General features: G+C 71.8%; 24 protein-coding genes. 10 read left to right on the top strand and 14 right to left on the bottom strand.

Going from position 1 to position 24,643, the window contains the following annotated elements; all coding sequences use genetic code 11:
• The first annotated feature begins 69 nt into the window (after nt 1-69).
• Both ACLJPY_RS24285 and ACLJPY_RS24280 read left to right on the top strand, forming a co-directional pair.
• Nucleotides 70-843, top strand: coding sequence for an IclR family transcriptional regulator (locus ACLJPY_RS24285; protein ID WP_410591728.1), 774 nt, complete (start codon nt 70-72; stop codon nt 841-843).
• Nucleotides 844-884: 41 nt separating this feature from the next.
• Nucleotides 885-1,178, top strand: a complete 294-nt coding sequence (locus tag ACLJPY_RS24280) for a hypothetical protein (protein ID WP_410591727.1) — start codon at nt 885-887, stop codon at nt 1,176-1,178.
• Here the strand turns inward: ACLJPY_RS24280 and ACLJPY_RS24275 are convergent.
• Nucleotides 1,147-1,647: a GNAT family N-acetyltransferase gene (locus ACLJPY_RS24275; protein ID WP_410591725.1), complete on the bottom strand. Its 501-nt coding sequence runs from the start codon at nt 1,645-1,647 to the stop codon at nt 1,147-1,149. The two genes, ACLJPY_RS24280 and ACLJPY_RS24275, sit on opposite strands and share 32 nt — an antisense overlap.
• A gap of 148 nt (nt 1,648-1,795) precedes the next feature.
• On the opposite strand from ACLJPY_RS24275, the gene ACLJPY_RS24270 reads away from it, so the two are divergent.
• A complete protein-coding gene (locus ACLJPY_RS24270; RefSeq protein WP_410591724.1) occupies nt 1,796-2,245 on the top strand; it encodes a hypothetical protein in 450 nt (149 codons plus the stop codon).
• On the opposite strand, the gene ftsY is transcribed toward ACLJPY_RS24270, so the two are convergent.
• Complete coding sequence (gene ftsY, locus ACLJPY_RS24265; RefSeq protein ID WP_410591722.1) at nt 2,242-3,594, bottom strand: signal recognition particle-docking protein FtsY; 1,353 nt, start codon at nt 3,592-3,594, stop codon at nt 2,242-2,244. The genes ACLJPY_RS24270 and ftsY overlap by 4 nt on opposite strands.
• Before the next feature lie 138 nt (nt 3,595-3,732).
• On the opposite strand from ftsY, the gene ACLJPY_RS24260 reads away from it, so the two are divergent.
• From ACLJPY_RS24260 to ACLJPY_RS24245, 4 genes are all read left to right on the top strand, one after another.
• Complete coding sequence (locus ACLJPY_RS24260; RefSeq protein WP_410591721.1) at nt 3,733-4,941, top strand: anhydro-N-acetylmuramic acid kinase; 1,209 nt, start codon at nt 3,733-3,735, stop codon at nt 4,939-4,941.
• 15 nt (nt 4,942-4,956) lie between these two features.
• Entirely contained in the window at nt 4,957-6,516 is a 1,560-nt protein-coding gene (locus ACLJPY_RS24255) for a sodium:solute symporter (protein ID WP_410591720.1), read from the top strand.
• Nucleotides 6,517-6,604: 88 nt separating this feature from the next.
• A complete protein-coding gene (locus ACLJPY_RS24250) occupies nt 6,605-7,105 on the top strand; it encodes a DUF3455 domain-containing protein (RefSeq protein ID WP_410591719.1) in 501 nt (166 codons plus the stop codon).
• 61 nt (nt 7,106-7,166) lie between these two features.
• Nucleotides 7,167-7,391, top strand: a complete 225-nt coding sequence (locus ACLJPY_RS24245) for a hypothetical protein (RefSeq protein ID WP_410591717.1) — start codon at nt 7,167-7,169, stop codon at nt 7,389-7,391.
• 6 nt (nt 7,392-7,397) lie between these two features.
• Here ACLJPY_RS24245 and smc read toward each other — a convergent pair whose 3' ends face one another.
• Together smc and ACLJPY_RS24235 are read right to left on the bottom strand one after the other, a co-directional pair.
• The gene (gene smc / locus ACLJPY_RS24240) at nt 7,398-11,000 is read right to left on the bottom strand and encodes a chromosome segregation protein SMC (RefSeq protein ID WP_410591715.1); all 3,603 of its coding nucleotides are present in this window, start codon (nt 10,998-11,000) and stop codon (nt 7,398-7,400) included.
• A gap of 156 nt (nt 11,001-11,156) precedes the next feature.
• Nucleotides 11,157-11,444, bottom strand: coding sequence for an acylphosphatase (locus ACLJPY_RS24235; RefSeq protein ID WP_410591713.1), 288 nt, complete (start codon nt 11,442-11,444; stop codon nt 11,157-11,159).
• 172 nt (nt 11,445-11,616) lie between these two features.
• Between ACLJPY_RS24235 and ACLJPY_RS24230 the strand changes: the two genes are divergently transcribed.
• Entirely contained in the window at nt 11,617-12,234 is a 618-nt protein-coding gene (locus ACLJPY_RS24230) for a hypothetical protein (protein WP_410591711.1), read from the top strand.
• A gap of 76 nt (nt 12,235-12,310) precedes the next feature.
• Here the strand turns inward: ACLJPY_RS24230 and ACLJPY_RS24225 are convergent, their stop codons facing one another.
• On the bottom strand, nt 12,311-12,952 hold the full coding sequence (locus ACLJPY_RS24225) for a TetR/AcrR family transcriptional regulator (RefSeq protein ID WP_410591710.1): 642 nt from the start codon (nt 12,950-12,952) through the stop codon (nt 12,311-12,313).
• Nucleotides 12,953-13,017: 65 nt separating this feature from the next.
• Between ACLJPY_RS24225 and ACLJPY_RS24220 the strand changes: the two genes are divergently transcribed.
• Nucleotides 13,018-14,184 carry an acyl-CoA dehydrogenase family protein gene (locus ACLJPY_RS24220; RefSeq protein WP_410591708.1) on the top strand — a complete coding sequence of 389 codons (1,167 nt, stop codon included), beginning with the start codon at nt 13,018-13,020 and terminating at the stop codon, nt 14,182-14,184.
• Here the strand turns inward: ACLJPY_RS24220 and ACLJPY_RS24215 are convergent.
• The 9 genes from ACLJPY_RS24215 to ACLJPY_RS24175 form a co-directional block, all read right to left on the bottom strand.
• Nucleotides 14,181-14,414 (bottom strand): hypothetical protein, encoded by a 234-nt coding sequence (locus ACLJPY_RS24215; RefSeq protein ID WP_410591706.1) that lies wholly within the window; start codon nt 14,412-14,414, stop codon nt 14,181-14,183. The genes ACLJPY_RS24220 and ACLJPY_RS24215 overlap by 4 nt on opposite strands.
• A gap of 55 nt (nt 14,415-14,469) precedes the next feature.
• On the bottom strand, nt 14,470-14,640 hold the full coding sequence (locus tag ACLJPY_RS24210) for a hypothetical protein (RefSeq protein WP_410591704.1): 171 nt from the start codon (nt 14,638-14,640) through the stop codon (nt 14,470-14,472).
• Between the two features lie 69 nt (nt 14,641-14,709).
• Nucleotides 14,710-15,408, bottom strand: coding sequence for a response regulator (locus ACLJPY_RS24205; RefSeq protein WP_364251484.1), 699 nt, complete (start codon nt 15,406-15,408; stop codon nt 14,710-14,712).
• Nucleotides 15,405-17,954 (bottom strand): DUF4118 domain-containing protein, encoded by a 2,550-nt coding sequence (locus ACLJPY_RS24200; protein ID WP_410591702.1) that lies wholly within the window; start codon nt 17,952-17,954, stop codon nt 15,405-15,407. Before ACLJPY_RS24200 ends, ACLJPY_RS24205 begins: the two co-directional genes overlap by 4 nt.
• A 4-nt stretch (nt 17,955-17,958) precedes the next feature.
• Nucleotides 17,959-18,549 carry a potassium-transporting ATPase subunit C gene (locus tag ACLJPY_RS24195; RefSeq protein ID WP_410591700.1) on the bottom strand — a complete coding sequence of 197 codons (591 nt, stop codon included), beginning with the start codon at nt 18,547-18,549 and terminating at the stop codon, nt 17,959-17,961.
• A gap of 5 nt (nt 18,550-18,554) precedes the next feature.
• Complete coding sequence (gene kdpB / locus ACLJPY_RS24190; protein ID WP_410591699.1) at nt 18,555-20,603, bottom strand: potassium-transporting ATPase subunit KdpB; 2,049 nt, start codon at nt 20,601-20,603, stop codon at nt 18,555-18,557.
• A complete protein-coding gene (gene kdpA / locus ACLJPY_RS24185; RefSeq protein ID WP_410591698.1) occupies nt 20,600-22,261 on the bottom strand; it encodes a potassium-transporting ATPase subunit KdpA in 1,662 nt (553 codons plus the stop codon). Before kdpA ends, kdpB begins: the two co-directional genes overlap by 4 nt.
• 37 nt (nt 22,262-22,298) lie before the next feature.
• A complete protein-coding gene (gene kdpF / locus ACLJPY_RS24180) occupies nt 22,299-22,391 on the bottom strand; it encodes a K(+)-transporting ATPase subunit F (protein WP_410591697.1) in 93 nt (30 codons plus the stop codon).
• Nucleotides 22,388-22,621, bottom strand: coding sequence for a hypothetical protein (locus ACLJPY_RS24175; RefSeq protein ID WP_410591696.1), 234 nt, complete (start codon nt 22,619-22,621; stop codon nt 22,388-22,390). The genes kdpF and ACLJPY_RS24175 overlap by 4 nt, the downstream gene beginning before the upstream one ends.
• A 174-nt stretch (nt 22,622-22,795) precedes the next feature.
• On the opposite strand from ACLJPY_RS24175, the gene asnB reads away from it, so the two are divergent.
• A complete protein-coding gene (gene asnB, locus ACLJPY_RS24170) occupies nt 22,796-24,637 on the top strand; it encodes an asparagine synthase (glutamine-hydrolyzing) (protein WP_410591694.1) in 1,842 nt (613 codons plus the stop codon).
• Nucleotides 24,638-24,643: the final 6 nt, after the last annotated feature.

The following is a 24,643-nucleotide window of genomic DNA, read 5'->3' as shown; positions in this document are numbered from 1 at the left end:
CGGTTTTCTACCAGCCGGACTATAGTTTCTGCATAGCGGAAGCTCAACGCCGACGTAAGGAGGGCCACCGTGCCGGCGGAGAAGAACGGTCGCGACGGCGGCGTCCAGTCCCTGCAGCGCGCCTTCGAGCTGCTGGAACACCTCGCGGACACCGGCGGCGAAGCCAGCCTGTCCGAGCTGGCCACGCTGTCCGGGCTGCCGATGCCGACGATCCACCGGCTGATCCGCACCCTGGTCGACCTGGGGTACGTCCGCCAGAACACGAACCGCCGCTACGCACTGGGCGCGCGCCTGATCCGGCTGGGCGAGAACGCGAGCATGCAGTTCGGCGCGTGGGCGCGCCCGCTGCTGGCCGAGCTGGTGGAGGAGGTCGGCGAGACGGCGAACCTGGCGGTCCTGGAGCGCGACGAAGTCGTGTACGTGGCCCAGGTGCCTTCGAAGCACTCGATGCGGATGTTCACCGAGGTCGGCCGGCGGTTGCTGCCGCACGGGACGGGGGTGGGCAAGGCGATGCTGGCCCACCTGCCCACCGAGGAGGTGCGCTCGTTGCTGTCGCGGACGGGCATGCCGGCGTACACGGAGCACACGTTCACGGACCCGGACGCGCTCTTCGTCGAGCTGTCGCGGATCGCCTCGCAGGGGTACGCGCTGGACGAGGCGGAGCAGGAGCTCGGGGTGCGGTGCGTCGCGGTGGCGGTGCCGGGCGCGCCGGTGCCGGCGGCGGTGTCCGTGTCGGGCCCGTCCGGGCGGCTGACCGCCGAGGCGGTGGCGCACATCGCCCCGGCGGTGCAGCGGGTGGCGGACGCGCTGGGGGCGAGCCTGTCGCAGGCCGTCACGGTCTAGCGCTGAGTTACGACCGATCACGGAACCGATACGATCGCGCTGTGTCCGACCTGTTCCGCACCGAGCGGGCTGCAGAAATCCGACGACTCCTCGCCCGCCAGTCGGCGCTGCTGGACGACCTGCTCGAAGGTCAACGCGAATTCGGTCGGCGGCTTGGCGGCAGCACCGGCCTCACAACGGAACTCAGCGGTCTCCCGGCCGAGCTCGACGGCTTGGAGCACACTACGGACCGGGGATTCGCCGAGTTGAACAGCCGGATCGAGCACGTCACGCAGCTCGTCCGGCAGCTCGTGGACATGAAGGCTAAGTCAACTCCCCCGCCAGCAGGTCCATGAGCAGCCCGTCGTGCCAGGTGCCGTCCGGGGCGCGCTCGTAGTCGCGCAGCACGCCGACCGGGCGGAAGCCCACCTTCGTGTACACCCGGATCGCCGTCTCGTTGGCCGCCGCCGGATCGATCGTCAGGCGGTGGTGGCCCTGGGCGAACAGGTGCGCGGCGAGCGTCCGGATGGCGTCCGTGCCGAGGCCGCGGCCGTGGAAGCCCGGGTGCACCGAGATGTCGATGCCCGCGTGGCGGTACTGCGGGTCCAGCTCTTCGCAGCTCTGGATCAGGCCGACGACTTCGCCGCCGAACTCGATCACGTAGACGTCGTAACCCTCTTCGACCTCGTACAGGCCTTCGGTTTCCCGATCCGGGTCGCCCCACCAGCGGGCGACTTCGGGCGTGGCGAGGATTTCGCGCACGCGGGCGCGGTCGGTTGAGCCGATCGGGCGCAGCCGCACCCGTTCGCCGTCGATGGCGGTCATGATGGTTCCTCACTCTTGTAGCGGATGACGGTTTCGGAGCGTCTGCTACGAGGAGGGGCACGTGCGGAAGTGCGTCAACCGGGCATACCGGGATTGTGCGCCGGCGCGGGCCGCCCGTCACCCGGATTTCCGCCGGAGGGAGCCACCGATGGAACCGCAGCTGAACTGGCTCGCCGCCGCCCACGTGGACCGGCTCGTCAACCGCGCGCTCGACGGCTTGCCGTCCCCCGCCGTGTGGCCGCACCCGCCCAAGGCGGCCGGCGGAACGGTCGAGATCTCGGTCCGGCACCACTCGACCGTGAAGGTCCGCACGCCGGTGATCCTCACGCTGCAGGAGGAGAACAGCCGCACCGGCACGGCGTTTTCGGTGGTCCTCGGCCACACGGCCCGCATCGCGATGCCGGGCGGCCGCTACTTCGGCGCGGCGATGGTCGTGAACCCGGCGCGCCGCACCCTCGACGGGATCGGCTGGTCCAGGCTGGCGGTGAACGCGCACCGGACGTCCCCGCTGGTCATCCCGGCCCAGCGCCCGTCGGCGCAGCTGATCTTCCAGCTGGGCCTGCGGAAGGCGGACGGGACACCGCTGTTCCGGCTCTAACCGAGCAGCGCGTCCACGAAAGCGCCGGGCTCGAACGGCGCCAGGTCGTCCGGGCCCTCGCCCAGCCCGACCAGCTTCACCGGCACCCCCAGCTCCTTCTGCACCTGGAACACGATCCCGCCCTTGGCGGTCCCGTCCAGCTTCGTCAGCACGATGCCCGTCACGTCGATGACCTCGGCGAACACGCGGGCCTGCATGAGCCCGTTCTGGCCCGTCGTCGCGTCCAGGACGAGCAGGACCTCGTCGACCTTCGCCTGCTTCTCCACGACGCGCTTGACCTTGCCCAGCTCGTCCATCAGGCCCGTCTTCGTGTGCAGGCGGCCGGCCGTGTCGACCAGGACCGCGTCCACGCCCGTGTCCACGCCGCGCTTGACCGCGTCGAACGCCACCGCCGCCGGGTCCGCGCCCTCCTTGCCGCGGACGACCTCCGCGCCGACGCGCTCGGCCCACGTCTGGAGCTGGTCGGCCGCCGCCGCGCGGAACGTGTCCGCCGCGCCCAGCAGCACCGTGCCGCCCTGGGCCACCAGGACCCGGGCGAGCTTGCCCGTGGTCGTCGTCTTGCCCGTGCCGTTGACCCCCGCGACCAGCACCACCGCGGGCTGCTTGCGGCCGTCGACGGTGTGCGGCAGCGCCCGCACCGCGCGGTGGCCGTCGGTGGACAGCTGCGCCGTCAGCACCTCGTGCAGCACCTCGCGCGCCTCGGCCGACGACCGCACCGCGCGGCGGGAGAGCTCGTCGCGCAGGCGCTCGACGATCTGGTTCGTCGTCGCCGCACCCAGGTCGGCCATCAGCAGCGTGTCCTCGACGTCCTGCCAGGAGTCCTCGTCGAGGTCGCCCGCGCCGAGCAGGCCCAGCAGGCTCGTCCCGAACACCGAGCGGGACTTCGACAGCCGGCCGCGCAGCCGTTCGATGCGACCCGCCGCCGGCTCGATCTCCTCGGCGGGCGGGGCCGCCTCGGCCGGTTCGACGACCTCGGCGTCCGCCAGTCCGGCGTCCGCCAGTCCGGCGTCCGGCAGTGCGGCGTCCGGCAGCTTGACGTCGCGGACCGTGCGCTGCGCCGAGTCGCGGGGCACCGCCGCGTCGTCGCCCACCGCGGGCTGGCCGTCGACCTCCGGCCGGTCCTCGACCGGGTGCTCGACGGCGGGTTCTTCCAGCGGCGTCGCCGTGCCGCCGGGCGCGAGGGCGATGCCCCCGCTGGCGGCGTAGGAACCGCCCTTCGGTTTCTCCTCGACCTCGCGCTGGGCGTCCAGGCTGATCCGCCGCCTGCGGGCGACCAGCAGGCCGGTCACCAGCAGGGCGACCAGCACGACGACGGCGACGACTACGAACAGGAACCAGGTGCTCGACACGGGCCCATCCTTCCATCCGCGCTCCCCGCGCGCCGGACCCCGTCCGCACAGGCAATTCGTCACCACCTAGATCCCGATTGGGCCAAGACTTCACCACGTGGGTTGCGTCACACGGAACGCTCCACTAAACCCCACCCGATGGGGATGAGCGCCGACCACGGCTACCGGGTGATCGGGTTGATTTCGGGCACGTCGATCGACGGGATCGACGTGGCCGCCGCCGACCTGCACGCCGAGGGCGGCACGGTGGTCCTGACGCCGCTGGGCGAGCTCGACGTCCCCTACCCCGAGCCGCTGCGGGAGGGCCTGCTGGCGGCGTTGCCGCCGAACCCGTGCGGCGCCGGCGAGCTGACGCGGCTGGACACCGGCGTCGGGCAGGCGTTCGCCGACGCGGCGCAGCGTGGGGTCGCGGAACTCGCCGACGGCCGCGCCGACCTCGTCGCGTCGCTGGGCCAGACGGTGTTCCACTGGGTCGAGGGCGGGCGCGTCCGCGGCACCCTCCAGCTCGGCCAGCCCGCCTGGATCGCCGAGCGCACCGGGCTGCCGGTGTGCGCCGACCTGCGGGCCCGCGACGTCGCCGCGGGCGGGCACGGCGCGCCGCTGGCGAGCACGCTCGACCACCTGTGGCTACGCGGCCTCGCCGAGGACACCGGCCGCCCGGTGGCCGCGCTGAACCTCGGCGGCATCGCGAACATCACCGTCGTCGCCGAAGGCGAGCCGGTGACCGCCTACGACACCGGACCCGCCAACGCCCTGCTCGACCTCGCCGCGCACCGCGTCACGGGCGAGCGCAGCGACGTCGACGGCCGGCTCGCCCGGAGCGGGTCGGTGCGCGCCGACCTGCTCGGCCGCCTCCTGGCTGACCCCTACTTCGCCGCCGCGCCGCCGAAGTCCACCGGCAAGGAGCACTTCACCGCCGGCTACCTCGACGCCGCACTGGCCGGGCTGGACCCGGTCGAGCCGGGCGACCTGCTCGCGACGCTGACCGAGCTGACCGCCGTCACCGTGGCCGGTGCGTGCCGCCGCCACGGCGTCACGACCGTCATCGCCTCCGGCGGCGGGGTCCGGAACCCGGCCCTGATGGCGGCGCTGGCCCGCGCCCTGCCGTCGGCGGTGTGGAAGACCAGCGACGACGTCGGGCTGCCCGGTGACGGCAAGGAGGCGTACCTGACGGCCCTGCTGGGCTGGCTCACCTGGTGCGGCGTACCCGGTACGGTGCCGTCGGCGACCGGTGCCCGCGGGCCGCGCCTGCTCGGCGCGCTGGTCCCGGGCGCCGGCCCCCTGATCCTTCCCGCCCCGCTGGGGGGCGCCGTGACGCGGTTGCGAGTCGCGGAGAAAGCCGGATGAAGGTAGGAGAAGTCCATGCGCGGTGTTGACCTCGCCATCATCGTGGTCTACCTGGCGGCGATGCCGCTGATAGGCGTGCTCGTCGGCCGGAAGCAGCGGTCGGCGGCCGACTACTTCGTCGGCGAACGCAGCCTCCCGTGGGGCGCGGTGATGCTGTCCGTGGTGGCCACGGAGACTTCGACGCTGACCGTGATCAGCACGCCCGGGCTGGTCTTCGGCAACGCGTTCCTGTTCCTGCAGCTGGCGTTCGGCTACATCATCGGCCGGACGATCGCCGCGTTCGTGCTGCTGCCGCGGTACTTCCGGGGCAACCTGGTCAGCGCGTACGCCTTCCTCGGGAAGCGGTTCGGCTCCGGGCTGCAGGGCACGGCGTCGGTGACGTTCGTGGTCACCCGGCTGCTCGCCGAGGGCGTGCGCCTGTTCGCCGGCGCGATCCCGATCAAGGTGATCCTGGGGCACTACGGCGTCCACCTGGACTACTGGGTGATCGTCGTGATCCTCACCGCGCTGACGCTGGTCTACGCCTACATCGGCGGGATCAAGGCCGTGGTCTGGGTCGACGTCATCCAGCTGACGCTGTACCTGGGCGGCGCCGCGGTGGCCGCGATCGTGTTGCTGAACAAGCTGCCCGGCGACTGGGCGTCGCAGGCGTCCGCGGACGGCAAGTTCATGCTCGTCGACTTCACGAAGAACCTGCTGACCAGCCCGTACGCCTTCGTGACGGCGGTGCTCGGCGGCGCGGCGCTGTCGATGGCGTCGCACGGCGCCGACCAGCTGATCGCCCAGCGGCTGCTGGCCACGCGCAGCCTGCGCGACGGCCAGAAGGCGCTGATCGGCAGCGGCATCATCGTCACCATCCAGTTTGCGCTGTTCCTGCTGGTCGGGGCGATGCTGTGGGTGTTCAACGGCCGCAAGTCGGTGGCGCAGCTCGGCCTGCAGAGCCCGGACGACGTGTTCTCGCGGTTCATCATCGACGACCTGCCCGCCGGCGTGTCCGGCCTGCTCATCGCGGGGGTGCTCGCCTCGACGATGGGGGCGCTGGCCTCGGCGCTGAACGCGCTTTCGACGTCCACCGTGGCCGACCTCTACCAGCGGTTCACCCACCGTTCGCCGGAGGATTCGAAGCTGCTGCGCCACGGTCGCATGTGGACACTGATCTGGGCGGTCGTGTTCGCCGTGTTCGCTTCGCTGTTCTCCACCACGAAGAACTCGGTGATCGAGCTCGGCCTGGCCATCACCGGCTACACCTACGGCGCGCTGCTCGGCTCGTTCCTGCTCGGCCTGCTGGTCAAGAAGGCGCGGCAGGTGGACGCGATCGTCGCGTTCGTCGTCACGGTCGTGGTGATGGCGTTCGTCATCCTCGGGGTGAAGTTCAGCGCGAAGACCGGCGGCCTGATCGGCGTCGACTTCAGCAAGGCGGCCGGGGACAAGGTGGCGCTCGCCTACCCGTGGTACACGCTGATGGGCGTGGTGATCACGCTGGTCGTCGGCGGCCTGCTCTCGCTGCGGCACCGCACGCCCGACCCGAAGGCGGCCGAGGCCGACGCGGCGGCGGAGGAAGTCACGGTCGCCTGATCCTCCGTTGAACCGTTTCCGGCGGGCGCCCGTGTCCGATGACGGGAGCCCGCCGAGAAGCGGCGGGAGGATTTCGAAGGTGGATTCCATGAAGCGGATGACGGTGGCGCTCGCGGTGGGTGCCCTCCTGGTCGGCGGCGCGGCGACGGCTTCGGCCACCCCGGCGGCCCCGAAGGTGCCGGACGCGATCCAGGTGCCCGCGGGCAACCAGCCACTGGCGACGTACGCGGCCGAAGGCGTGCAGATCTACGGCTGCACGAACGGCGCGTGGGCGCTGATCCAGCCCGCCGCGGTGCTGACCCGGCACGGGAAGCCGGCGGCGCTGCACAGCAAGGGACCGGTGTGGACGTCCACTGTGGACGGCAGCACGGTCGGCGCGACGGCCGCGGCTTCGGCACCGCGGGAGGACGCGATCCCGGAGCTGCTGCTCAAGGCGAACCTCAACACCGGCGACGGAGTGTTCGGCAAGGTGACGTACGTCCAGCGCCTGAACACCCGCGGCGGCGTGGCTCCGGCCGGGACGTGCGCGGCGGGCGCGCAGACGGCGGTCCGGTACTCGGCGGACTACGCCTTCTGGGTGGCCGGCTGAAAACCCCGGTTTGCTCCCCTGCTCTCCCGTAGCCTGACGCCGGGAGAGCGGGGGGTTCTGCATGGTGTTCTTCGTCGGTCTCGGCGCGGTCCTGGCGGTGGTGCTCGTCGTCGCGCTGGTCGTGGACCGCTCCGACCGCAAGCGCGGGGTCAAGCACGGCATGCTCCGGCCACGGGGGCGGCGCCCGACGATCGGCGACGCCGGCAGCGTCGGCAACGACCTCCGGCACTACGAACCCCGCGTGCGCGGCGAAGACCGCCGCGCACCGCGGGAAGACGAGGTGTGAACGCCCTCAGCCGGCCGGGACCGGCTCTTCCTCGGTCGTGCGCAGGCGCTGCGAAATCACCTTCGTGATGCCGTCGCCCTGCATGCTCACGCCGTAGAGCGCGTCGGCGATCTCCATCGTCGGCTTCTGGTGGGTGATGATGATCAGCTGCGACGAGTCGCGCAGCTGCTCCAGCAGCCCGATCAGCCGGCGCATGTTCGTGTCGTCGAGCGCCGCCTCGACCTCGTCCATGACGTAGAAGGGTGACGGCCGCGCGCGGAAGATCGCGACCAGCATGCCCACCGCGACCAGCGACTTCTCGCCACCCGAGAGCAGCGACAGCCGCTTGACCTTCTTGCCCGGCGGGCGCGCCTCGACGTCGACGCCGGTGCTCAGCAGGTCGTCCGGCTCGGTGAGGACCATCCGGCCCTCGCCGCCCGGGAAGAGCACGCCGAACACCGTCTCGAACTCGCGCGCCACGTCCGCGTACGCACCCGCGAAGACCTCGAGGATCTTCTCGTCGACCTGCTTGATGACGGCTTCGAGGTCCTTGCGGGTGTCCTTGAGGTCCTCCAGCTGCGTGGAGAGGAACTTGTACCGCTCCTCCAGCGCCGCGAACTCCTCCAGCGCGAGCGGGTTGACCTTGCCCAGCAGCGTCAGGTCCTTCTCGGCGCGCTTGGCGCGGCGGGCCTGGGTTTCGCGGTCGTAGGGCATCGGCGGCGGCGGGGTGACGTCCTCGCCGCGCTCCTTGGCCGCCTCGTACTCGGCCATCTCGCCGGCGCTCGGCGGGACCGGGACGTCCGGGCCGTACTCGCGGACGAGGTCCTCCAGCCCCATGCCGAAGTCCTCGGCGATCTTGGCTTCCAGGGTCTCCAGCCGCAGCCGCTGCTCGGCGCGCAGGACCTCGTCGCGGTGGACGGCGTCGGTCAGCTTCTCCAGCTCGCCGGTCAGCTCGCGGACCTTGGCGCGGACCCCCGTCAGCGCCTGCTCGCGGCTCTGGCGGCGGGCCTGGACCTCGTCGCGTTCGGTCGCGGCGCGCTGCACCGACTGCTCGATGCGCTCGAGGGCGATCTCGCCGGCGTCGACGACGGCGTTGGCGATCTCGGCCCCGCGCTTGCGGGCCGCGGCGGCGCGCTCGGCGCGTTCCCGGGCCTGCTGCTCGGCGTGCGCGGCGCGGCGGAGGCCTTCGGCCTTGCCGGCGATGCTGCGGGCACGCTCTTCGGAGGTGCGCTGCGCGAGCCGCGCCTCCATCTCTTCCTGCCGCACGACGGCCAGCTCTTCGACGGCGGCGTCGCGCTCGGCGGTGTCCGGGTCGTCCTCGACGGGCTGCTCGGCGACGGCGGCGAGCCGTTCCTCCAGCTCGGCGAGCTGGGCCAGCGCGTGGACGCGGCTCTGCTCGACCTTCGCGCGCTGCCCGGTGAGGCGCTCGACCTCGGCCTGGGCCTGGCGGGCGGCCTGCTGCAGCCGGTTGAGCCGCTCCGAAGACCGGGCCTTCCGGACCTTCGCCTCGCCGAGGGCGTCCTTCGCCTGCGAGACCTCTTCGCGACGCGCCTGCTGCTCGGCGCGGGCGCCTTCCAGCTCGGCTGCGTACCGCTCCAGCGAGCGTTCGGCCAGGCGCAACCGCTCCGCCGCCTCGTCGACGGCGGCCTGGACCTCGATCACGCTCTCGCGCTTGCCGGAGCCGCCGATCGCCCAGCGGGCGCCGAAGACGTCGCCCTCGGCGGTGACCGCGCGGACCTCGGGGTGCACCGCGACGAGCCGGCGGGCCGCGTCGAGGTCGCGGACCAGCGCCAGCTTCTCGAGGGCCTGCTCGACGGCGGGCCGCAGCTGCGCCGGCGCCGTGACGACCTCGCGGGCCCAGCGCGCCCCTTCCGGCAGCGACGGCCACGCCGAAGTGTCCACAGTGGACTCGGGACCGCCGAGCAGGATGCCCGCGCGACCGGAGTCGGTGTCCTTCAAGTACTTCAGAGCACGCAGGGCGTCTTCGCCGCCCGCGACGGCGATCGCGTCCGCCACCGGTCCGAGCGCCGCGGCCAGCGCGACTTCGTGGCCCGGCTCGACGGTCAGCAGCGCCGCGACCGAGCCCAGCAGGCCCGGCAGCTCGTGGGACGCGCCGAGCAGCGCACCCGCGCCGTCCTTGCGCTTGAGCCCCATCGACAGCGCCTCGACGCGGGCCTTCTCCGACGCGATCTCGCGCTCGGCCGCCCGCTCGGCCTTGACCAGCTCTTCGACGCGGGCCTTGGCGGCGTTGTTGGCCTCGACCGCGCGGTCGTGGCGGTCCATCAGGCCGGCGTCGTCGGACTCCTCGGCCCCACCCTCGGCCTGGGCCATCTCCAGCTCTTCGACGGCGAGTTCGGCGCGCTCGGCGGCTTCGGAGATCGAGACGCTGAGCCGGTCGATCTCGTCGGTGGTGGCGCCGTTCTTGCTGCGCAGCGCCTCGACCTGGCCGGTCAGCTTGGCCATGCCCTCGCGGCGGTCGGCGATCGCGCGGACGGCCGCCCAGTGCGCGCGCTCGGCGGCCTGGACGCGCTGTTCGAGGTCTTCGCGGCGCAGCACCGTCTCGGCGAGCAACTCCCGGGCCTCCATGACGGCCTCGTTGAGCTCTTCTTCCTGCTCGGCGACGCGCTCGGCCTCTTCGAGCAGCTCTTCGGGGTCGCGGCCGCCGGTGTGCGTGGAGACGTCGGCGGAGAGGTGGCGCTGACGCTCGACGGCGAGGCGGACGGTGCCGCGCAGGCGTTCGGCCAGCGCGGACAGCTTGTACCAGGTCTCCTGGGCGGTCTGCAGCAGCGGCGCGTCCTCGGCGAGCGAGGCCTCCAGCTCGGCTTCCTCGGCGGAGACGATCTCGAGGGTCTGCTCGACCTCGGCGCGGCGCGCGCGGGCCGTCTTCTCGTCGGCCTCTTCGCGCGCGATCGCGGTGCGCTGGGTGACGAGGTCGTCGGCGAGCAGGCGCAGGCGGGAATCCCGCAGCTCGGACTGGACCGACTGGGCCTTCCGCGCGATCTCGGCCTGCTTGCCCAGCGGCTTGAGCTGGCGGCGCAGCTCGGTCGTCAGGTCGCCGAGGCGGTCGAGGTTGCCCTGCATGTTGGCCAGCTTGCGCAGGGTCTGTTCCTTGCGCTTGCGGTGCTTGAGGACGCCGGCGGCCTCCTCGATGAACGCGCGGCGCTCTTCGGGCTTGGACTCGAGGATCGCCGAGAGCTGGCCCTGCCCGACGATGACGTGCATTTCGCGGCCGATGCCGGAGTCCGACAGCAGTTCCTGGACGTCCATCAGGCGGCACCGGTCGCCGTTGATCTCGTACTCGCTGGCGCCGTCGCGGAACATCCGGCGGGTGATCGAGACCTCGGAGTACTCGATCGGCAGCGCGCCGTCGGCGTTGTCGATGGTGAGGGTGACCTCGGCGCGGCCGAGCGGGGCGCGGCCCGCGGTGCCGGCGAAGATGACGTCCTCCATCTTGCCGCCGCGCAGGTCCTTGGCGCCCTGGGTGCCCATGACCCAGCGCAGCGCGTCCAGCACGTTGGACTTCCCCGAGCCGTTCGGCCCGACCACGCAGGTGATGCCCGGCTCGAAGCGCAGCGTGGTGGCCGAGGCGAAGGACTTGAAGCCCTTGAGCGTCAGGCTTTTCAGGTGCACGTGGTGCTGACCCCTCTGGCCGCGGGTACTGGCGGTTCAATCGTCCCAGGCTACCCGGCGGCGTCCGGCGACCCCCGGACGCGCCCCCTCCTCGGCGCGCCTAGCACAACCGCAGCGGCCTCAGCAACACCAGCAGCCACACCGGCCCCGGACGGCCTACCGCTCGACGAACCCGGTGAGTCCCCCTTTCGGGTCGGACCACCGCTCGGCGACGTGCTCCACACTTCCGGGTGATTCTCCCGACCGCAACGCGGCCAACAGCCGCTGACAGTGGTCACGGCTACCCTCCGCGACGACCTCGACACGGCCGTCGGCGAGGTTGCTCGCGCTCCCGACCAGCCCGAGTTCGAGCGCCCGGCTGCGCGTCCACCAGCGGAAACCGACGCCCTGCACCCGGCCGCGCACCCACGCCGTCAGCCGGGTGTGGGTTTCTTGCTCACTCACAGCATTCCTCCCGTCCGGGTCAACCGACCGCGCACAGTAACGGATCAAGGCCACTACCTGGGCGAATACCCGCACGCCGGTGATAACCTCGCCGCCGAGGTCGCTCCCCCGCGGTGGCTGTGCCCCGATCCGACCTCGCCCGCGTCTCCCCGAATTCCCCAAGGAGCCCCGTATGCCCCGCCCCGCCGGGTCGGATTCGAGCTCTCGGATCACCAGGATCGACACCGCGCCGCCCAAGAGCAGCAAACCGAACCGCACCGGGTACGTCGTGCTCGGGGTGGCCGGGCTGGTCGTCGCGACCGCGTTCGCCGCCGTGGCCGAGCTCGCCGGGCCGGCCCCCGCATCGACCGCGGGCGGCACGGGCGGCCCCGGCGGCCAGGGCACCCTCCCGGCCGGCGTCCAGACGCTCCCGAGCACGTCGGTCTCGACCGGCCCCTCGACGGCCGGCGCGCCGCCGGCCACGCCGAGCTCCACGTCGTCCAGCGCGCCGACGACGGTGGTGTCGGTGAGCCCGGACGGCAAGACGACGACCACGGTCGTCACCCAGCCGGCGCCGCCCCCGCCCCCGCGCAGCGACACCGGCGGCGGCAACCCGCCGCCGGTGACGAGCCAGCACCCGACGCAGCCGACGACCACCAAGACCCCGCCACCGCCGGAGACCACCCCGACGACTCCGTCCACGGAGCCGCCGCCGGCGACGACCACGGCGACCGGGGGCGGCTCCAGCTCGGTGGGTGCCCCCTCGTCGACCACGACCGGCGCCGGCACCAGCACCAGCACGCTGGCTTAGTCCCGAGCGCCCCAAGGCGGCCTTGGTTGCGTCCCACGCACCGAAGGCCGCATTGGGGCGCTCGAGTCCGGTGCGATCAGGCCAGGACGGCCGCCACCATCGCGTCCCGCAGGAACTTGCCGTAGCGCTCCGGGGTCCACCCGCGCTCGAGGCAGAGCAGCTCGTACTGCTCGGGCCCGTGGTAGGTCCACAGGATGTCGCGGACGTCGTCGGCGGTCAGGTCCGGCTTGACTTGTCCCGTACCCAGCAGGTCGGCCGAAAAGTACGTCATCGCCATCAGCATTTCCTGCCGCATCTGCGCCCACACCTCCGCGGCCGCGGGGTCGGCGGCGGCCGCGTCGCGGGCCAGCAGCTGCACCGGGGACACCGCCGGGGCCGTCCCGACCAGGTGGGCGAGGTACAGCTCGATCTTCCGCACGGCGTCCGGCTCGGCCTGGATCTCGGCGATGAACTCACGGCCGGCCATCGGGACCTCCTCGTCGTCGCCGGCGAGCGTGACGTCGAAGACGGCCTTGAGCAGCGTCGCCTTGTTCGCGAACGCCTTGTAGACGGTCTGCACCGCAACGCCCGCGGCCTTCGCCACCTCGGGCATCGCCGTGCCCGCGTACCCCTTCTCCCGGAACAGCACCGCCGCCGCCGCCAGGATCCGGCGGCGGTTCTCCCGCGCCTGCTCCTGGCGCCGCGACGTGTCGTACCGGCGCTTGACAGGCCCGTCCATTTAGGTAGAGACTCCTCTATCCAATAGATGCACATCTATCATGACACCCTGAGGGGGCGCTGACCATGATGGAACAAGCCACCACCGACGCCGTCACCGCCGCGCGGGAGCTCGCGCCGGAGCTGAGCGCGCGGGCCGTCGAAGCCGAGCGGCTCCAGACGCTGCCGCGCGACCTCGTCGAGCGGGTCCGCGAAGCCGGGCTCTTCCGCCTGGCGACGCCGCGCGGGCTCGGCGGGCAGGAGCTGCCGCCCGCCACGATCGTCGAAGTGGTCGAGGAGCTCTCGCGCGCGGACGGCTCGGCGGGCTGGACGATCACCATCGGCAACGCCTCGGCGTTCCTCGCCTGGCTCGATCCGGCGGTCGCGGCGGAGTTCGTCGCCACCACCCCGGACCCCATCGGGGGCGGCGTCTTCGCCCCGGCGGGCCGGCTCACCCCGGACGGCGCCGGGAAGTTCGGCCTCGCGGGCCGCTGGGGGTTCTGCAGCGGCAGCGCGCACTCCGACCTGTTCTTCAACGGCGCCATGGTCTTCGACGGCGACGCACCGCGGATGGTGCCCGGCCGCGGGCCGGACTGGCGGCTGGCCGTCGTCCCCGCCGCGCAGACGCGGGTGATCGAGAACTGGGACGTCACCGGCCTGCGCGGCACCGGCAGCCACGACGTCGCGATCGACGCGGTGGTGGGCGAGGAACACACGATCTCGCCGTTCACCGAACCGGCGCGCCACGACGGGCCGCTGGGCCGGTTCCCGTTCTTCACGCTGGTCGGCACGATGCTGGTGGGCGTCCCGCTCGGCATCGCCCGGCGCGCGCTGGACGAGTTCACCGGGTTCGCCCCGGCCAAGTTCCGCCCGCCGGGCCCGGGCCCGATCGCCGAGGACGGCGACGTCCAGCTCGCCCTGACCCGCGCGGAAGGTCGGCTGCGGTCGGCCCGCGCGTTCGTCTTCGAGGCACTGGGCACCCTGTGGGACACGGCGTCCGCGGGTGACGTCCCGGACGTCCGGCAGCGGGGCCAGTTCCTGCTGGCGGCCCAGCAGGCGATGCAAGCCTCGCTGAGCGCGGTTAACATCGCGTTCGGCTACGCGGGTGCGGGCGCGCTGCACGCGGACCAGCCGATGCAGCGCTGCTTCCGCGACCTCCACGCGGCGGCCCAGCACATCTACTTCTCGGCCGCGGCGTCCAAGCGGTACGCGAAGCTGCGGTTCGGGATGGAGCAGCCGACCTTCTGGTTCTAGCTGCCCCGGTCGCGCCGGCGCCGGACGGACAGCGTCCAGAACCAGGCCGCGAGCAGTCCCTGCCCGGCAATGGCGGCCATCCGCAGCCAAGCCCGCCAGCCGGGGAAACCGCCTTCGTCGACGAGCAGCAGCACATTGCCGAGCGCGACGAGCGTCGTCCCCGCCGCCAGCCACGCGGCGATCGCCGCAGACGGGCCGCCCCACGACCCCTTCTTCGACCCCTCAGTCACCCACCGGGGGTACCCGGTGGGTGCGACCTCGAAGCGGGACGCAAGCGAGCAGGTTCTAGGGCGGCGCATCGCGCCGGATCCGGCCGAACCAAAGGTTCGCGATCACCGGGCCGAGGAACGCGCCCAGGCCGACGATGCCCTGGCTCCACGGGTCCGGCCGGTGCAGGAGGGCGCCGATCCCGACCCCGGCCAGGTAGACCAGCACCGAGCCCAGGAGCAGCAGCACCGCTTTCCGGCCGCGTCGTCTCGTTCTTCCGGATTCCCCCTCGGTCACCTGAAGGAGTTACCCACCGGGTCAGACCTCGAAGCGGTACCCCATCCCCGGTTCGGTCAGCAGGTGCCGGGGCCGGGACGGCTCCAGCTCCAGTTTCCGCCGCAGCTGGGCCAGGTACACCCGCAGGTAGTGGGACTCCGTCTCGTACGACGGGCCCCACACCTCGTGCAGGAGCTGCTTCTGCGCCACCAGCCGGCCGCGGTTGCGGACCAGCAGCTCCAGCACGCCCCACTCCGTCTTCGTCAGGTGGACCTCCACGCCGTCGTGGCGGCGGACCTTCTTCGCCGCCAGGTCGACGCTGAACGACGCCGTGTCCACCACCGCGTCCGCGCCGTCCGCGCCCGCCACCGCCGAGCGGCGGACCGCCGCGCGCAGGCGGGCCAGGAGCTCGTCCATGCCGAACGGCTTCGTCACGTAGTCGTCGGCGCCCGCGTCGAGGGCCTCGACCTTGTCCGCCGAGTCGCCGCGGGCCGACAGGACGATGATCGGGACCGTCGTCCAGCCGCGCAGGCCCGCGATCACCTCGGTGCCGTCGAGGTCGGGCAGGCCGAGGTCGAGCACGACGACGTCGGGCTTGGTCTCGGCGACCGCCTTCAACGCGGCCGTGCCGTCGTGCGCGGTGATCACCTTGTAGCCGCGGGCGGTCAGGTTGATCCGCAGTGCCCGCACGATCTGCGGCTCGTCGTCCACCACCAGCACGGTGGCGCCCGGGTCACTCATCGCACCCCCTCCTCCTGGAACTCCACACTGAACGCGGGCAAGGAGACGACGATCGTGAGCCCGCCGCCCGGGGTGTCCTCGGCGCGGATCGTGCCGCCCATCGCCTCGGTGAACCCCTTCGCCACCGACAGCCCGAGCCCGACGCCCGGCGTCGCGTCCCGGTCGCCGCCGAGCCGCTGGAACGGCGCGAACGCCGAGTCCGCGGCGCCCTTGCGCAGGCCCTTGCCGTGGTCGACGATCCGCAGCTCGACCTGCCCGGAGTGCGCGCTGGCCCGTGCCGAAACCGGGGCCCCGCCGGTTTCGTCGACGCCGTGGCGCAGGGCGTTGTCCAGCACGTTCGCCACCACCCGCTCCAGCAGGCCGGGGTCGGCCAGCACCGACGGGAGCCGGTCGTCGACGGCCACCACGACGTCGTCCGACCTGTCCACATTGGACAGCGCGTGCGCGACGACCTCGTCGTAGCCCACCGGGCGCAGGTGCGGGCGCACCGCCCCGGTGGCCAGCCGCGACGAGTCGAGGAGGTTGTCGATCAGCCCGGCGAGCCGGTCGGCGGACAGCTCGATGGCCTCCATCAGTTCCGCGGTGTCCTCTTCGGACAACTGCAGGTCCGCGGCACGCAGGCTGCCGATCGACGCCTTGATCGACGTCAGCGGCGTCCGCAGGTCGTGGCCGACGGCCGAAAGCAACGTCGTGCGCAGCTCGGTCGCCTCGGCCTTGCGCTCGGCGCGCGCCGCCGCGGCCGCGGCGCGCTGCTGCCGCAGGGCCAGGAACGCCTGGCCCGCCACGGCTTCCAGCACGCGCCGGTCGGCCGCGGGCAGCGCCCGCCCGCGCAACGTCAGGTGCACGTCGGCGGTGACGGCGATGTCGGCGTCGGCCTCGTCCGGGTCGGCGCAGGGGTGCTCCCCGGAGGTCGCCACGCACTGCCAGGCGCCGTCCCGCTTCTCCAGCAGCGTCACCGACGTCAGCGCGAAGTTCTCGCGGACCTTCGCCAGCAGCCGCTCGATCGGGTTCGCGTGCGTGAGCACGGTCCGGGCGTAGGAGGCCAGCAGCGCCGCCTCGGTCCGCGCCCGCGCCGCCTGCGTGGCCCGGCGCGCAGCCTGGTCGACGACCAGCGCGACCAGCACCGCGACCACGACCATCGCGATCAGCGTCACGAGGTTCTGCGGGGTGTGCACGTCGAGGGTGTACAGCGGCGGCGTGAAGAAGAAGTTGAGCAGCCCGGCGCCGAGCACGGCCGCGACCAGCGCCGGCCCGAGGCCGCCGACCAGGGCGACGACGACGGTGACCAGGACGTAGGCGATGACGTCGGTGGCGAAGTCGAGCCCGGTCGGCACGAAGACGCCGACGAGGGTCACCAGCACCGGCAGCACGACCCCCAGCACCCAGCCCGTCACCAGCCGGGACAGCCCGAGCGGGCTGGCCGCCAGCCCGGTTCGCAGGCGCCCGCCCGCCTCGGAGTGGGTGACCATGTGCACGTCGATGTGCCCGGACCGGCGGACCACCGAGGCGCCGATGCCCTCGTCGAACAGCCGCGCCACGCGCGAGCGCCGCGAGGTCCCGAGCACCAGCTGGGTCGCGTTGACCCCACGGGCGAAGTCCAGCAGGGCACCCGGGACGTCGTCGCCGACCACCGTGTGGAACGTCGCCCCGACCTCTTCGGCGAGCTTGCGGTAGCGGGCCATCGCGGCCGGCCCGATCCCGGTCAGGCCGTCGCCGCGCAGGATGTGCACCACCTGCAGCTCGGCGCCGGCGCGGGTGGCGATGCGGCTGGCCCGGCGGATGAGCGTCTCGCTCTCCGGCCCGCCGGTGATCGAGACGACGACGCGTTCGCGCGCCTCCCACGTGTCGGTGATCCGCTGCTCGGCGCGGTAACGCTGGAGCGCGACGTCCACTTGGTCGGCCACCCACAGCAGCGCCAGCTCCCGCAGCGCCGTCAGGTTGCCGGGGCGGAAGTAGTTGCCGAGGGCGGCGTCGATCCGCTCGGCCGGGTAGACGTTGCCGTGCGCGAGCCGCCGCCGCAGCGCCTCCGGCGTGATGTCGACCAGCTCGAGCTGCTCGGCGCGGCGGACGACCTCGTCCGGGACGGTCTCCTGCTGCGTGACGCCGGTGATCCGCTCGACGACGTCGTTGAGGCTCTGCAGGTGCTGCACGTTGACCGTGGACAGCACGTCGATGCCCGCTTCCAGGAGCTCTTCGACGTCTTGCCAGCGCTTCGCGTTGCGCGAGCCCGGCACGTTGGTGTGGGCCAGTTCGTCGACGACGGCGACCTCGGGCGCGCGGGTGAGGATCGCGTCGACGTCCATCTCGTCGAACGCGCGCCCGCGGTGCTCGGCGTGCCGCCGCGGGACGGTCTCGAGGCCGTCGAGGAGTTCCGCGGTCTTCGCGCGGCCGTGCGTCTCCACCAGCCCGATGACGACGTCGGTGCCGCGGTCGAGGCGCCGGCGCGCTTCGCCGAGCATGGCGAACGTCTTGCCGACGCCCGGCGCCGCGCCGAGGTAGATCCTCAGCTCTCCCCGGCGCGGCTTCGGCGTGTCTTCGGTGGTCACGCTGTCAGTGTGCCTCTCCGGCCGCCGCGCGCACGGCCAAGTTGAGCGGGAGCACATCCACCCCGGGGACGCCGATCCCGGCCCCGCTCGTGTGCTGCGCGATCAGCTGTTTCACCCGGTCGAGGGGCAGGCCGGTGTTCCGCGCGACCCGCGCTGCCTGGAGATCGGCGTAGGCGACGCTGATGTCGGGGTCGAGGCCCGAGCCCGACGCCGTCACGGCGTCCGGCGGTACCTGACCGGGTGACACGCCTTCGCGCTTCGCGATGGCGGCTTTGCGCTCCCCGATGGTCTTCACGAGGTCCTCGTTGTAGGGCCCCTTGTTGGACGCGCCGGACGGCACGTCGGGGGTGGCCGCCGAGGGCCGGGTGTGGAACCACGGGTCGTGCGCGGGGTCGGCGGGCACCGGGTCGACGCCGATCAGCGACGACCCCACGGCCTGGCCGTTCTGCGTGACGACCGAGCCTTCGGCGTGGCCTTCCAGGCCGGGGATGCGGGCGATCGCCCACACCGCCAGCGGGTAGAGGACGCCGAGCAGGACGGTCATGACGAGCAGGACGCGCAGCCCGGCCCAGGTCTGTTTGACGAGCGTGTGCACGGTGTTCACCCGATTCCGGGGACGAGACGGACGAGCAGGTCGATCAGCCAGATCCCGAGGAAGGGGCTGACGATCCCGCCGAGGCCGTAGACGAGCAGGTTGCGGCGCAGCAGGGCCGAAGCCGACGACGGCTTGTACCGCACGCCGCGCAGGGCCAGCGGGATGAGCACGACGATGATCAGCGCGTTGAAGATGACCGCGGAGAGGATCGCCGACTTCGGCGTGGCCAGGTGCATGACGTTCAGCCCGCCGAGCTGGGCGTAGATGCCGGTGAACATCGCGGGCAGGATGGCGAAGTACTTGGCGAGGTCGTTGGCGACGCTGAACGTGGTCAGCGCGCCGCGGGTGATCAGCAGCTGCTTGCCGATTTCGACGATCTCGATCAGCTTCGTCGGGTCGCTGTCGAGGTCGACCATGTTCCCGGCTTCCTTGGCGGCCGAGGTGCCGGTGTTCATGGCGACGCCGACGTCGGCCTGCGCGAGCGCCGGGGCGTCGTTGGTGCCGTCGCCGGTCATCGCGACCAGCCGGCCGCCCTCCTGCTCCCGCTTGATCAGCGCCATCTTGTCTTCGGGCTTGGCTTCGGCGAGGTAGTCGTCGACACCGGCGTCCGCGGCGATGGCCTTCGCGGTGAGCGGGTTGTCGCCGGTGATCATCACCGTCTTGATGCCCATCGCGCGCAGTTCGGCGAAGCGGTCCTTCATGCCCGGCTTGACCACGTCGGACAGCCGGATCACGCCGCGCACCACGCCGTCTTCCGCGACGACCAGCGGCGTGCCGCCCTGGGCGCTGATTTCGTCGACCACCCGCTCGGTCTCGTCGGGGAACTCGCCGCCGTTGTCGCGCACCCAGGCGCGAACCGCGGACGCGGCGCCCTTGCGGATGCGCCGGCTCCCGAGGTCGAGACCGCTCATCCGGGTCTGCGCGGTGAAGGGCACGAACTCGCCGCGCTCGTCCTGCGCCGCGTACTCCGCCGTCAGCTCGACGACGCTGCGGCCCTCGGGGGTCTCGTCGGCCAGGCTGGCCAGCCGGGCGGCGCGGGCGAGTTCGTCCGGGGTGGACGTGCCGACCGGGATCAGCTCGGTCGCCCGGCGGTTGCCGAAGGTGATCGTGCCGGTCTTGTCGAGCAGCAGCGTCGAGACGTCGCCCGCGGCCTCGACCGCGCGGCCGCTGGTCGCCAAGACGTTGCGCTGCACCAGGCGGTCCATGCCCGCGATACCGATGGCGCTCAGCAGCGCGCCGATCGTCGTCGGGATCAGGCAGACGAGCAGCGCGGTCAGCACGACCACCGACTGCTCGGAGCCGGAGTAGCGGGCCATCGGCTGCAGCGCGACGACGGCGAGCAGGAAGATGATCGTCAGGGTCGAGAGCAGGATGGTCAGCGCGATCTCGTTCGGCGTCTTCTGCCGCGAAGCGCCTTCCACCAGCGCGATCATGCGGTCCACGAAGGACTCGCCGGGCTTGGTGGTGATCCGCACGACGATCCGGTCGCTGAGCACGGTCGTGCCGCCGGTGACGGCGCTGCGGTCGCCGCCGGACTCGCGGATGACCGGGGCCGACTCGCCGGTGATCGCCGACTCGTCGACGGTCGCGATGCCCTCGACGACGTCGCCGTCGCCCGGGATGACCTGACCCGCCTCGACGACGACCAGGTCGCCGACCTTGAGCTCGACACCCGGTACCTGTTCTTCGGAGCCGGTTCCGGTGAGGCGCCGGGCGACGGTCTCCTTCTTCGACCGCCGCAGGCTTTCGGCCTGGGCCTTGCCGCGGCCCTCCGCGACGGCCTCGGCGAGGTTCGCGAAGAGGACCGTGAACCACAGCCAGACGGCGATCAGGATGGTGAACACGCTCGGGTCGGCGACGGCGAAGACGGTGGTGAGCGCGGACCCCGCCCACACCACGAACATCACCGGGTTGCCGAGCTGGTGCTTCGGGTTCAGCTTCCGCAGCGCCTCCGGCAGCGACGTCCAGAGCTGCCGCGGGCTGAAGACGCCGGCGCCGACCCGGCTTCTGCATTCGGCGGGAGTCACCTGGGGGCGTTCTTCGGTGACGGTCATGCGAGTGCCTCCGCGATGGGCCCGAGCGCGAGCGCCGGGATGAACGTGAGGGCCGCGACGAGCCCCACCGTGCCGGTGAGCAGGGTGGCGAACAGCGGCCCGGTGGTCGGCAGGGTGCCCGCGGTTTCGGGCACCTTCCGCTGGGCGGCCAGGGAACCGGCCAGGCAGAGCACGGCGAGGATGGGCACGAACCGGCCGAACGCCATGGCGACGCCGAACGACGACTGGAACCAGTCGCTCGTCGCGGTCAGGCCGCCGAACGCGCTGCCGTTGTTGTTGCCGGTCGACGCGTAGCCGTAGAGGATCTCGGAAAGCCCGTGCGCGCCGGAGTTGCCCAGCGCGCCCGCCGTGCCCGGCAGGAGCAGGGCGATCCCGGAGCCGAGGAGCACGACCGTCGGCATGGCGAGCATGGCGATGGCCGCGCAGGTGACCTCGCGCTTGCCGAGCTTCTTGCCGAGGTACTCCGGCGTGCGCCCGACCATCAGGCCGGCCAGGAACATCGCGATGATCGCCAGCACGAGGATGCCGTAGAGGCCGGTGCCGACGCCGCCGGGCGAGATCTCGCCGTAGAGCATGTTCAGCAGCGGCCCGCCGCCGCCGAGTCCCGAGAGACTGTCGTGGGCGCCGTTGACCGCGCCGGTCGACGTGCCCGTGGTGGTGTCGGCGAAGAGCGATGTCGCGCCGATGCCGAACCGCTGTTCCTTGCCCTCCATGCTCGCGCCCGCGGCCAGCGCGGCCGGATTGGTCGCCTTGGCCTCGGAAAACCAGATGAGCGCCAGCGAAGCCGCCCACAGCAGGCTCATCACGCTCAGCAGGACGTACCCCTGGCGGCGGTTGCCGACCAGCGTCCCGAACGCGCGCGTCAGGCTGACCGGGACCACCAGGATCAGGAACAGCTGGACGAGGTTCGACCACGCGGTGGGGTTTTCGAAGGGGTGCGCGGAGTTGGCGTTGAAGATGCCGCCGCCGTTCGTACCGAGTTCCTTGATGGCCTCCTGGCTCGCCGCCGGGGCCAGCGCGATGGTGCTGTGGCTGCCGTCCGGGTTCGTGACGGCGACACCGGCTTTGAGGCTCTGCACCACGCCGAGCGCGACGAGCACGAGCGCGAACGCGAACGCCATCGGCAGCAGCACGCGAACCGTGCCGCGGGTCAGGTCCACCCAGAAGTTGCCGAGCCGGTCGGTCTTCGCCCGGACGAACCCGCGCGTCACCGCGATCGCCACGGCCAGGCCGACGGCCGCCGACAGGAAGTTCTGCACGGTCAGCCCGGCCATCTGCACGAAGTGGCCCATCGTCGTCTCGGGGACGTAGGACTGCCAGTTCGTGTTGGTGACGAACGAAACCGCCGTGTTGAAGGCGACGGCGGGGCTCACCGAGCCGCGCCCCAGGCTCCACGGCAGCAGCGGCTGCAGCCGCTGGAGGAGGTAGAGCAGGACGACCGAGACGAACGAGAAGCCGAGCACGCCCGCGGCGTACGTCGGCCACCGCTGCTCGGCGTCCGGGTCGACGCGGAAGAGCCGGTAGAGGCCCTTCTCGAGCTTCAGGTGCTTCCCGGTGGAGAAGACGCGCGCCAGGTAATCGCCAAGCGGTTTGTAGACCGCAGCGAGGGCGGCGAGGAGCAGACCGAGCTGGATGAGCCCGGCCGTCGTGTCGGTCATTTCGGCCCCTCCGCGGGGAAGAGTACGTCGGGGCGCATCAGAATTTCTCCGGCCTGATCAGCGCGACGAACAAGTAGACGAGCAGGCCGAGCGCGAGCAGCCCGCCCACGACGTTGGCCACGGCGCTCACAGCTTTTCCAAGCCGCGCAGCACCAGCGCCAGCACCACGAACACGCCGATCAGCAGAACGGCGTAGAGCAAGTCGGCCACAGGGCACCTCTCAGGACAGGTCACCGGGTTCGGTGACCGCGACGACGTCACTCTGCGGCTTCGAGCGGCCCTTGCGGCGTCGGCTGATGGCGCCTTGATGCGTTCCTGACACGCCTTTACGCGCCCTTGATGGCCGGTGGCGGCCGTCACGCAAACGTTTGCCCGTTGCTCACCGTATGCGGTTGGTTAGTGACTCGCGACACAACGCGTGACGGAACAGGTGCGGAACGTGCAATTCGGGCAGACAAGATCTTCGGGTCGTGTTACACCTGTGTTACCGATAGTTGTATCGGCTAAGCAAATCTTCGGGAGAGGGGATCACCTATGTGCGGTATCGCCGGCTGGGTTTCCTACGACGCCGACCTCACCCGCCGCCGGGACGTGGTCGACGCGATGACCGCGACCATGTCCTGCCGCGGCCCGGACGACGAGGGCACCTGGGTGCGCACGCACGTCGCGCTCGGCCACCGGCGGCTGGCCATCATCGACCTGCCCGGCGGCCGTCAGCCCATGACGGTGCACACGCCGAACGGCGACATCGCGATGGTCTACAGCGGTGAGGCCTACAACTTCACCGAGCTGAAGGAAGAGCTGACGAAGCTCGGCCACAAGTGGGAAACCGACAGCGACACCGAGGTCGTGCTGCACGGTTACCTGCAGTGGGGCGACGCGGTCGTCGACCACCTCAACGGCATGTACGCCTTCGCGATCTGGGACGAGCGCGACGACCGGCTGGTCATGATCCGCGACCGGATGGGCATCAAGCCGTTCTACTACTACCCGACGCCCGACGGCGTGCTGTTCGGCTCCGAGCCGAAGGCGATCCTGGCGAACCCGCTCGCGAAGAAGGTCGTCGACCTCGACGGCCTCCGCGAGCTCGCCGGCTTCACCAAGCGGCCGGGCTGGTCGCTGTGGAAGGACATGGAAGAGGTCCAGCCCGGCACGATCGTCACGGTGTCCCGCGAGGGCATCCGGACGCGCACGTACTGGAAGCTGGACGCGAAGCAGCACACCGACGACCAGGAGACGACGGTCGCGCGGGTGCGCGAGCTGATGACGGACATCGTCAACCGGCAGCTGGTCGCCGACGTCCCCCGCTGCGTCCTGCTCTCGGGCGGCCTGGACTCCAGCGCCGTGACCGGCCTGGCCGCCGCGCGCCTGGCCGAGCAGGGCGAGCAGCTGCGGACGTTCTCCGTCGACTTCTTCGGCCAGGAGGAGAACTTCAAGCCGGACGAGATGCGCGACACGGCGGACTCGCCGTTCGTGCGGGACGTCGCCCAGCTGGTGAACTCCGCGCACGAAGACGTCATGCTGAACCCGGGCGACCTCACCGATCCCGAGGTCCGGCGCGCGGTGCTGCGGGCGCGCGACATCCCGGCCGGCCTCGGCGACATGGACACCTCGCTGTACCTGCTGTTCAAGGCGATCCGCGGCCAGTCGACGGTGGCGCTGTCGGGCGAGTCGGCCGACGAGGTGTTCGGCGGCTACCGCTGGTTCCACGACGAGAAGGCGGTCAACGCGGACACGTTCCCGTGGCTGGCGTTCCGCACGTCGATGATGGACGAGCGGTCGACGCTGTACACGCCGGAGCTGGTGAAGAAGCTCGACGTCGAGTCCTACATCGCCGACCAGTACGCGACGGCCGTGTCCGCGGTCGAGCACCTGGACGGCGAGTCCGCGATCGAGGCGCGGATGCGGACGATCTGCCACCTGCACCTGACCCGGTTCGTCCGGATGCTGCTCGACCGCAAGGACCGCGCGTCGATGGCGGTGGGCCTCGAGGTCCGCGTGCCGTTCTGCGACCACCGCCTGGTCGAGTACGTGTACAACACCCCGTGGTCGCTGAAGACGTTCGACGGCCGCGAGAAGAGCTTGCTGCGGCACGCGACCAAGCACGTCCTGCCGGAGTCGGTGGCCCAGCGGGTGAAGAGCCCGTACCCCTCGACCCAGGACCCGGGGTACGCGGCGGCGTTGCAGCAGCAGGTCAAGGAGGTACTGGCCGAGCCGAAGCACGAGGTGTTCGAGCTGGTGGACCGGTCGTGGGCGCACCGGGCGTCCGAAGTGGACTCGGCGACCATGGACCCGGCCATGCGCATCGGCCTGGACCGGCTGCTCGACCTGTACCACTGGATCGAGATGTACTCCCCCACGCTCGAACTCTCTTGACTTCGA

Origin of the sequence: Amycolatopsis sp. lyj-23 (assembly GCF_046549135.1) — a bacterium.
GTDB lineage: Bacteria > Actinomycetota > Actinomycetes > Mycobacteriales > Pseudonocardiaceae > Amycolatopsis.
Note: the sequence above shows the minus strand (reverse complement) of the source record. Positions and strands in the feature narration are given on the sequence as shown.

What these genes read in the sequence shown, in the direction of transcription:
- ACLJPY_RS24275 (WP_410591725.1), bottom strand. Translation starts at nt 1,647, where the DNA reads ATGACCGCCATCGACGGCGAACGGGTGCGGCTGCGCCCGATCGGCTCA.
- ACLJPY_RS24270 (WP_410591724.1), top strand. Translation starts at nt 1,796, where the DNA reads ATGGAACCGCAGCTGAACTGGCTCGCCGCCGCCCACGTGGACCGGCTC.
- ACLJPY_RS24260 (WP_410591721.1), top strand. Translation starts at nt 3,733, where the DNA reads ATGGGGATGAGCGCCGACCACGGCTACCGGGTGATCGGGTTGATTTCG.
- ACLJPY_RS24255 (WP_410591720.1), top strand. Translation starts at nt 4,957, where the DNA reads ATGCGCGGTGTTGACCTCGCCATCATCGTGGTCTACCTGGCGGCGATG.
- ACLJPY_RS24250 (WP_410591719.1), top strand. Translation starts at nt 6,605, where the DNA reads ATGAAGCGGATGACGGTGGCGCTCGCGGTGGGTGCCCTCCTGGTCGGC.
- ACLJPY_RS24245 (WP_410591717.1), top strand. Translation starts at nt 7,167, where the DNA reads ATGGTGTTCTTCGTCGGTCTCGGCGCGGTCCTGGCGGTGGTGCTCGTC.
- ACLJPY_RS24230 (WP_410591711.1), top strand. Translation starts at nt 11,617, where the DNA reads ATGCCCCGCCCCGCCGGGTCGGATTCGAGCTCTCGGATCACCAGGATC.
- ACLJPY_RS24225 (WP_410591710.1), bottom strand. Translation starts at nt 12,952, where the DNA reads ATGGACGGGCCTGTCAAGCGCCGGTACGACACGTCGCGGCGCCAGGAG.
- ACLJPY_RS24220 (WP_410591708.1), top strand. Translation starts at nt 13,018, where the DNA reads ATGATGGAACAAGCCACCACCGACGCCGTCACCGCCGCGCGGGAGCTC.
- ACLJPY_RS24205 (WP_364251484.1), bottom strand. Translation starts at nt 15,408, where the DNA reads ATGAGTGACCCGGGCGCCACCGTGCTGGTGGTGGACGACGAGCCGCAG.
- kdpB (WP_410591699.1), bottom strand. Translation starts at nt 20,603, where the DNA reads ATGACCGTCACCGAAGAACGCCCCCAGGTGACTCCCGCCGAATGCAGA.
- kdpA (WP_410591698.1), bottom strand. Translation starts at nt 22,261, where the DNA reads ATGACCGACACGACGGCCGGGCTCATCCAGCTCGGTCTGCTCCTCGCC.
- asnB (WP_410591694.1), top strand. Translation starts at nt 22,796, where the DNA reads ATGTGCGGTATCGCCGGCTGGGTTTCCTACGACGCCGACCTCACCCGC.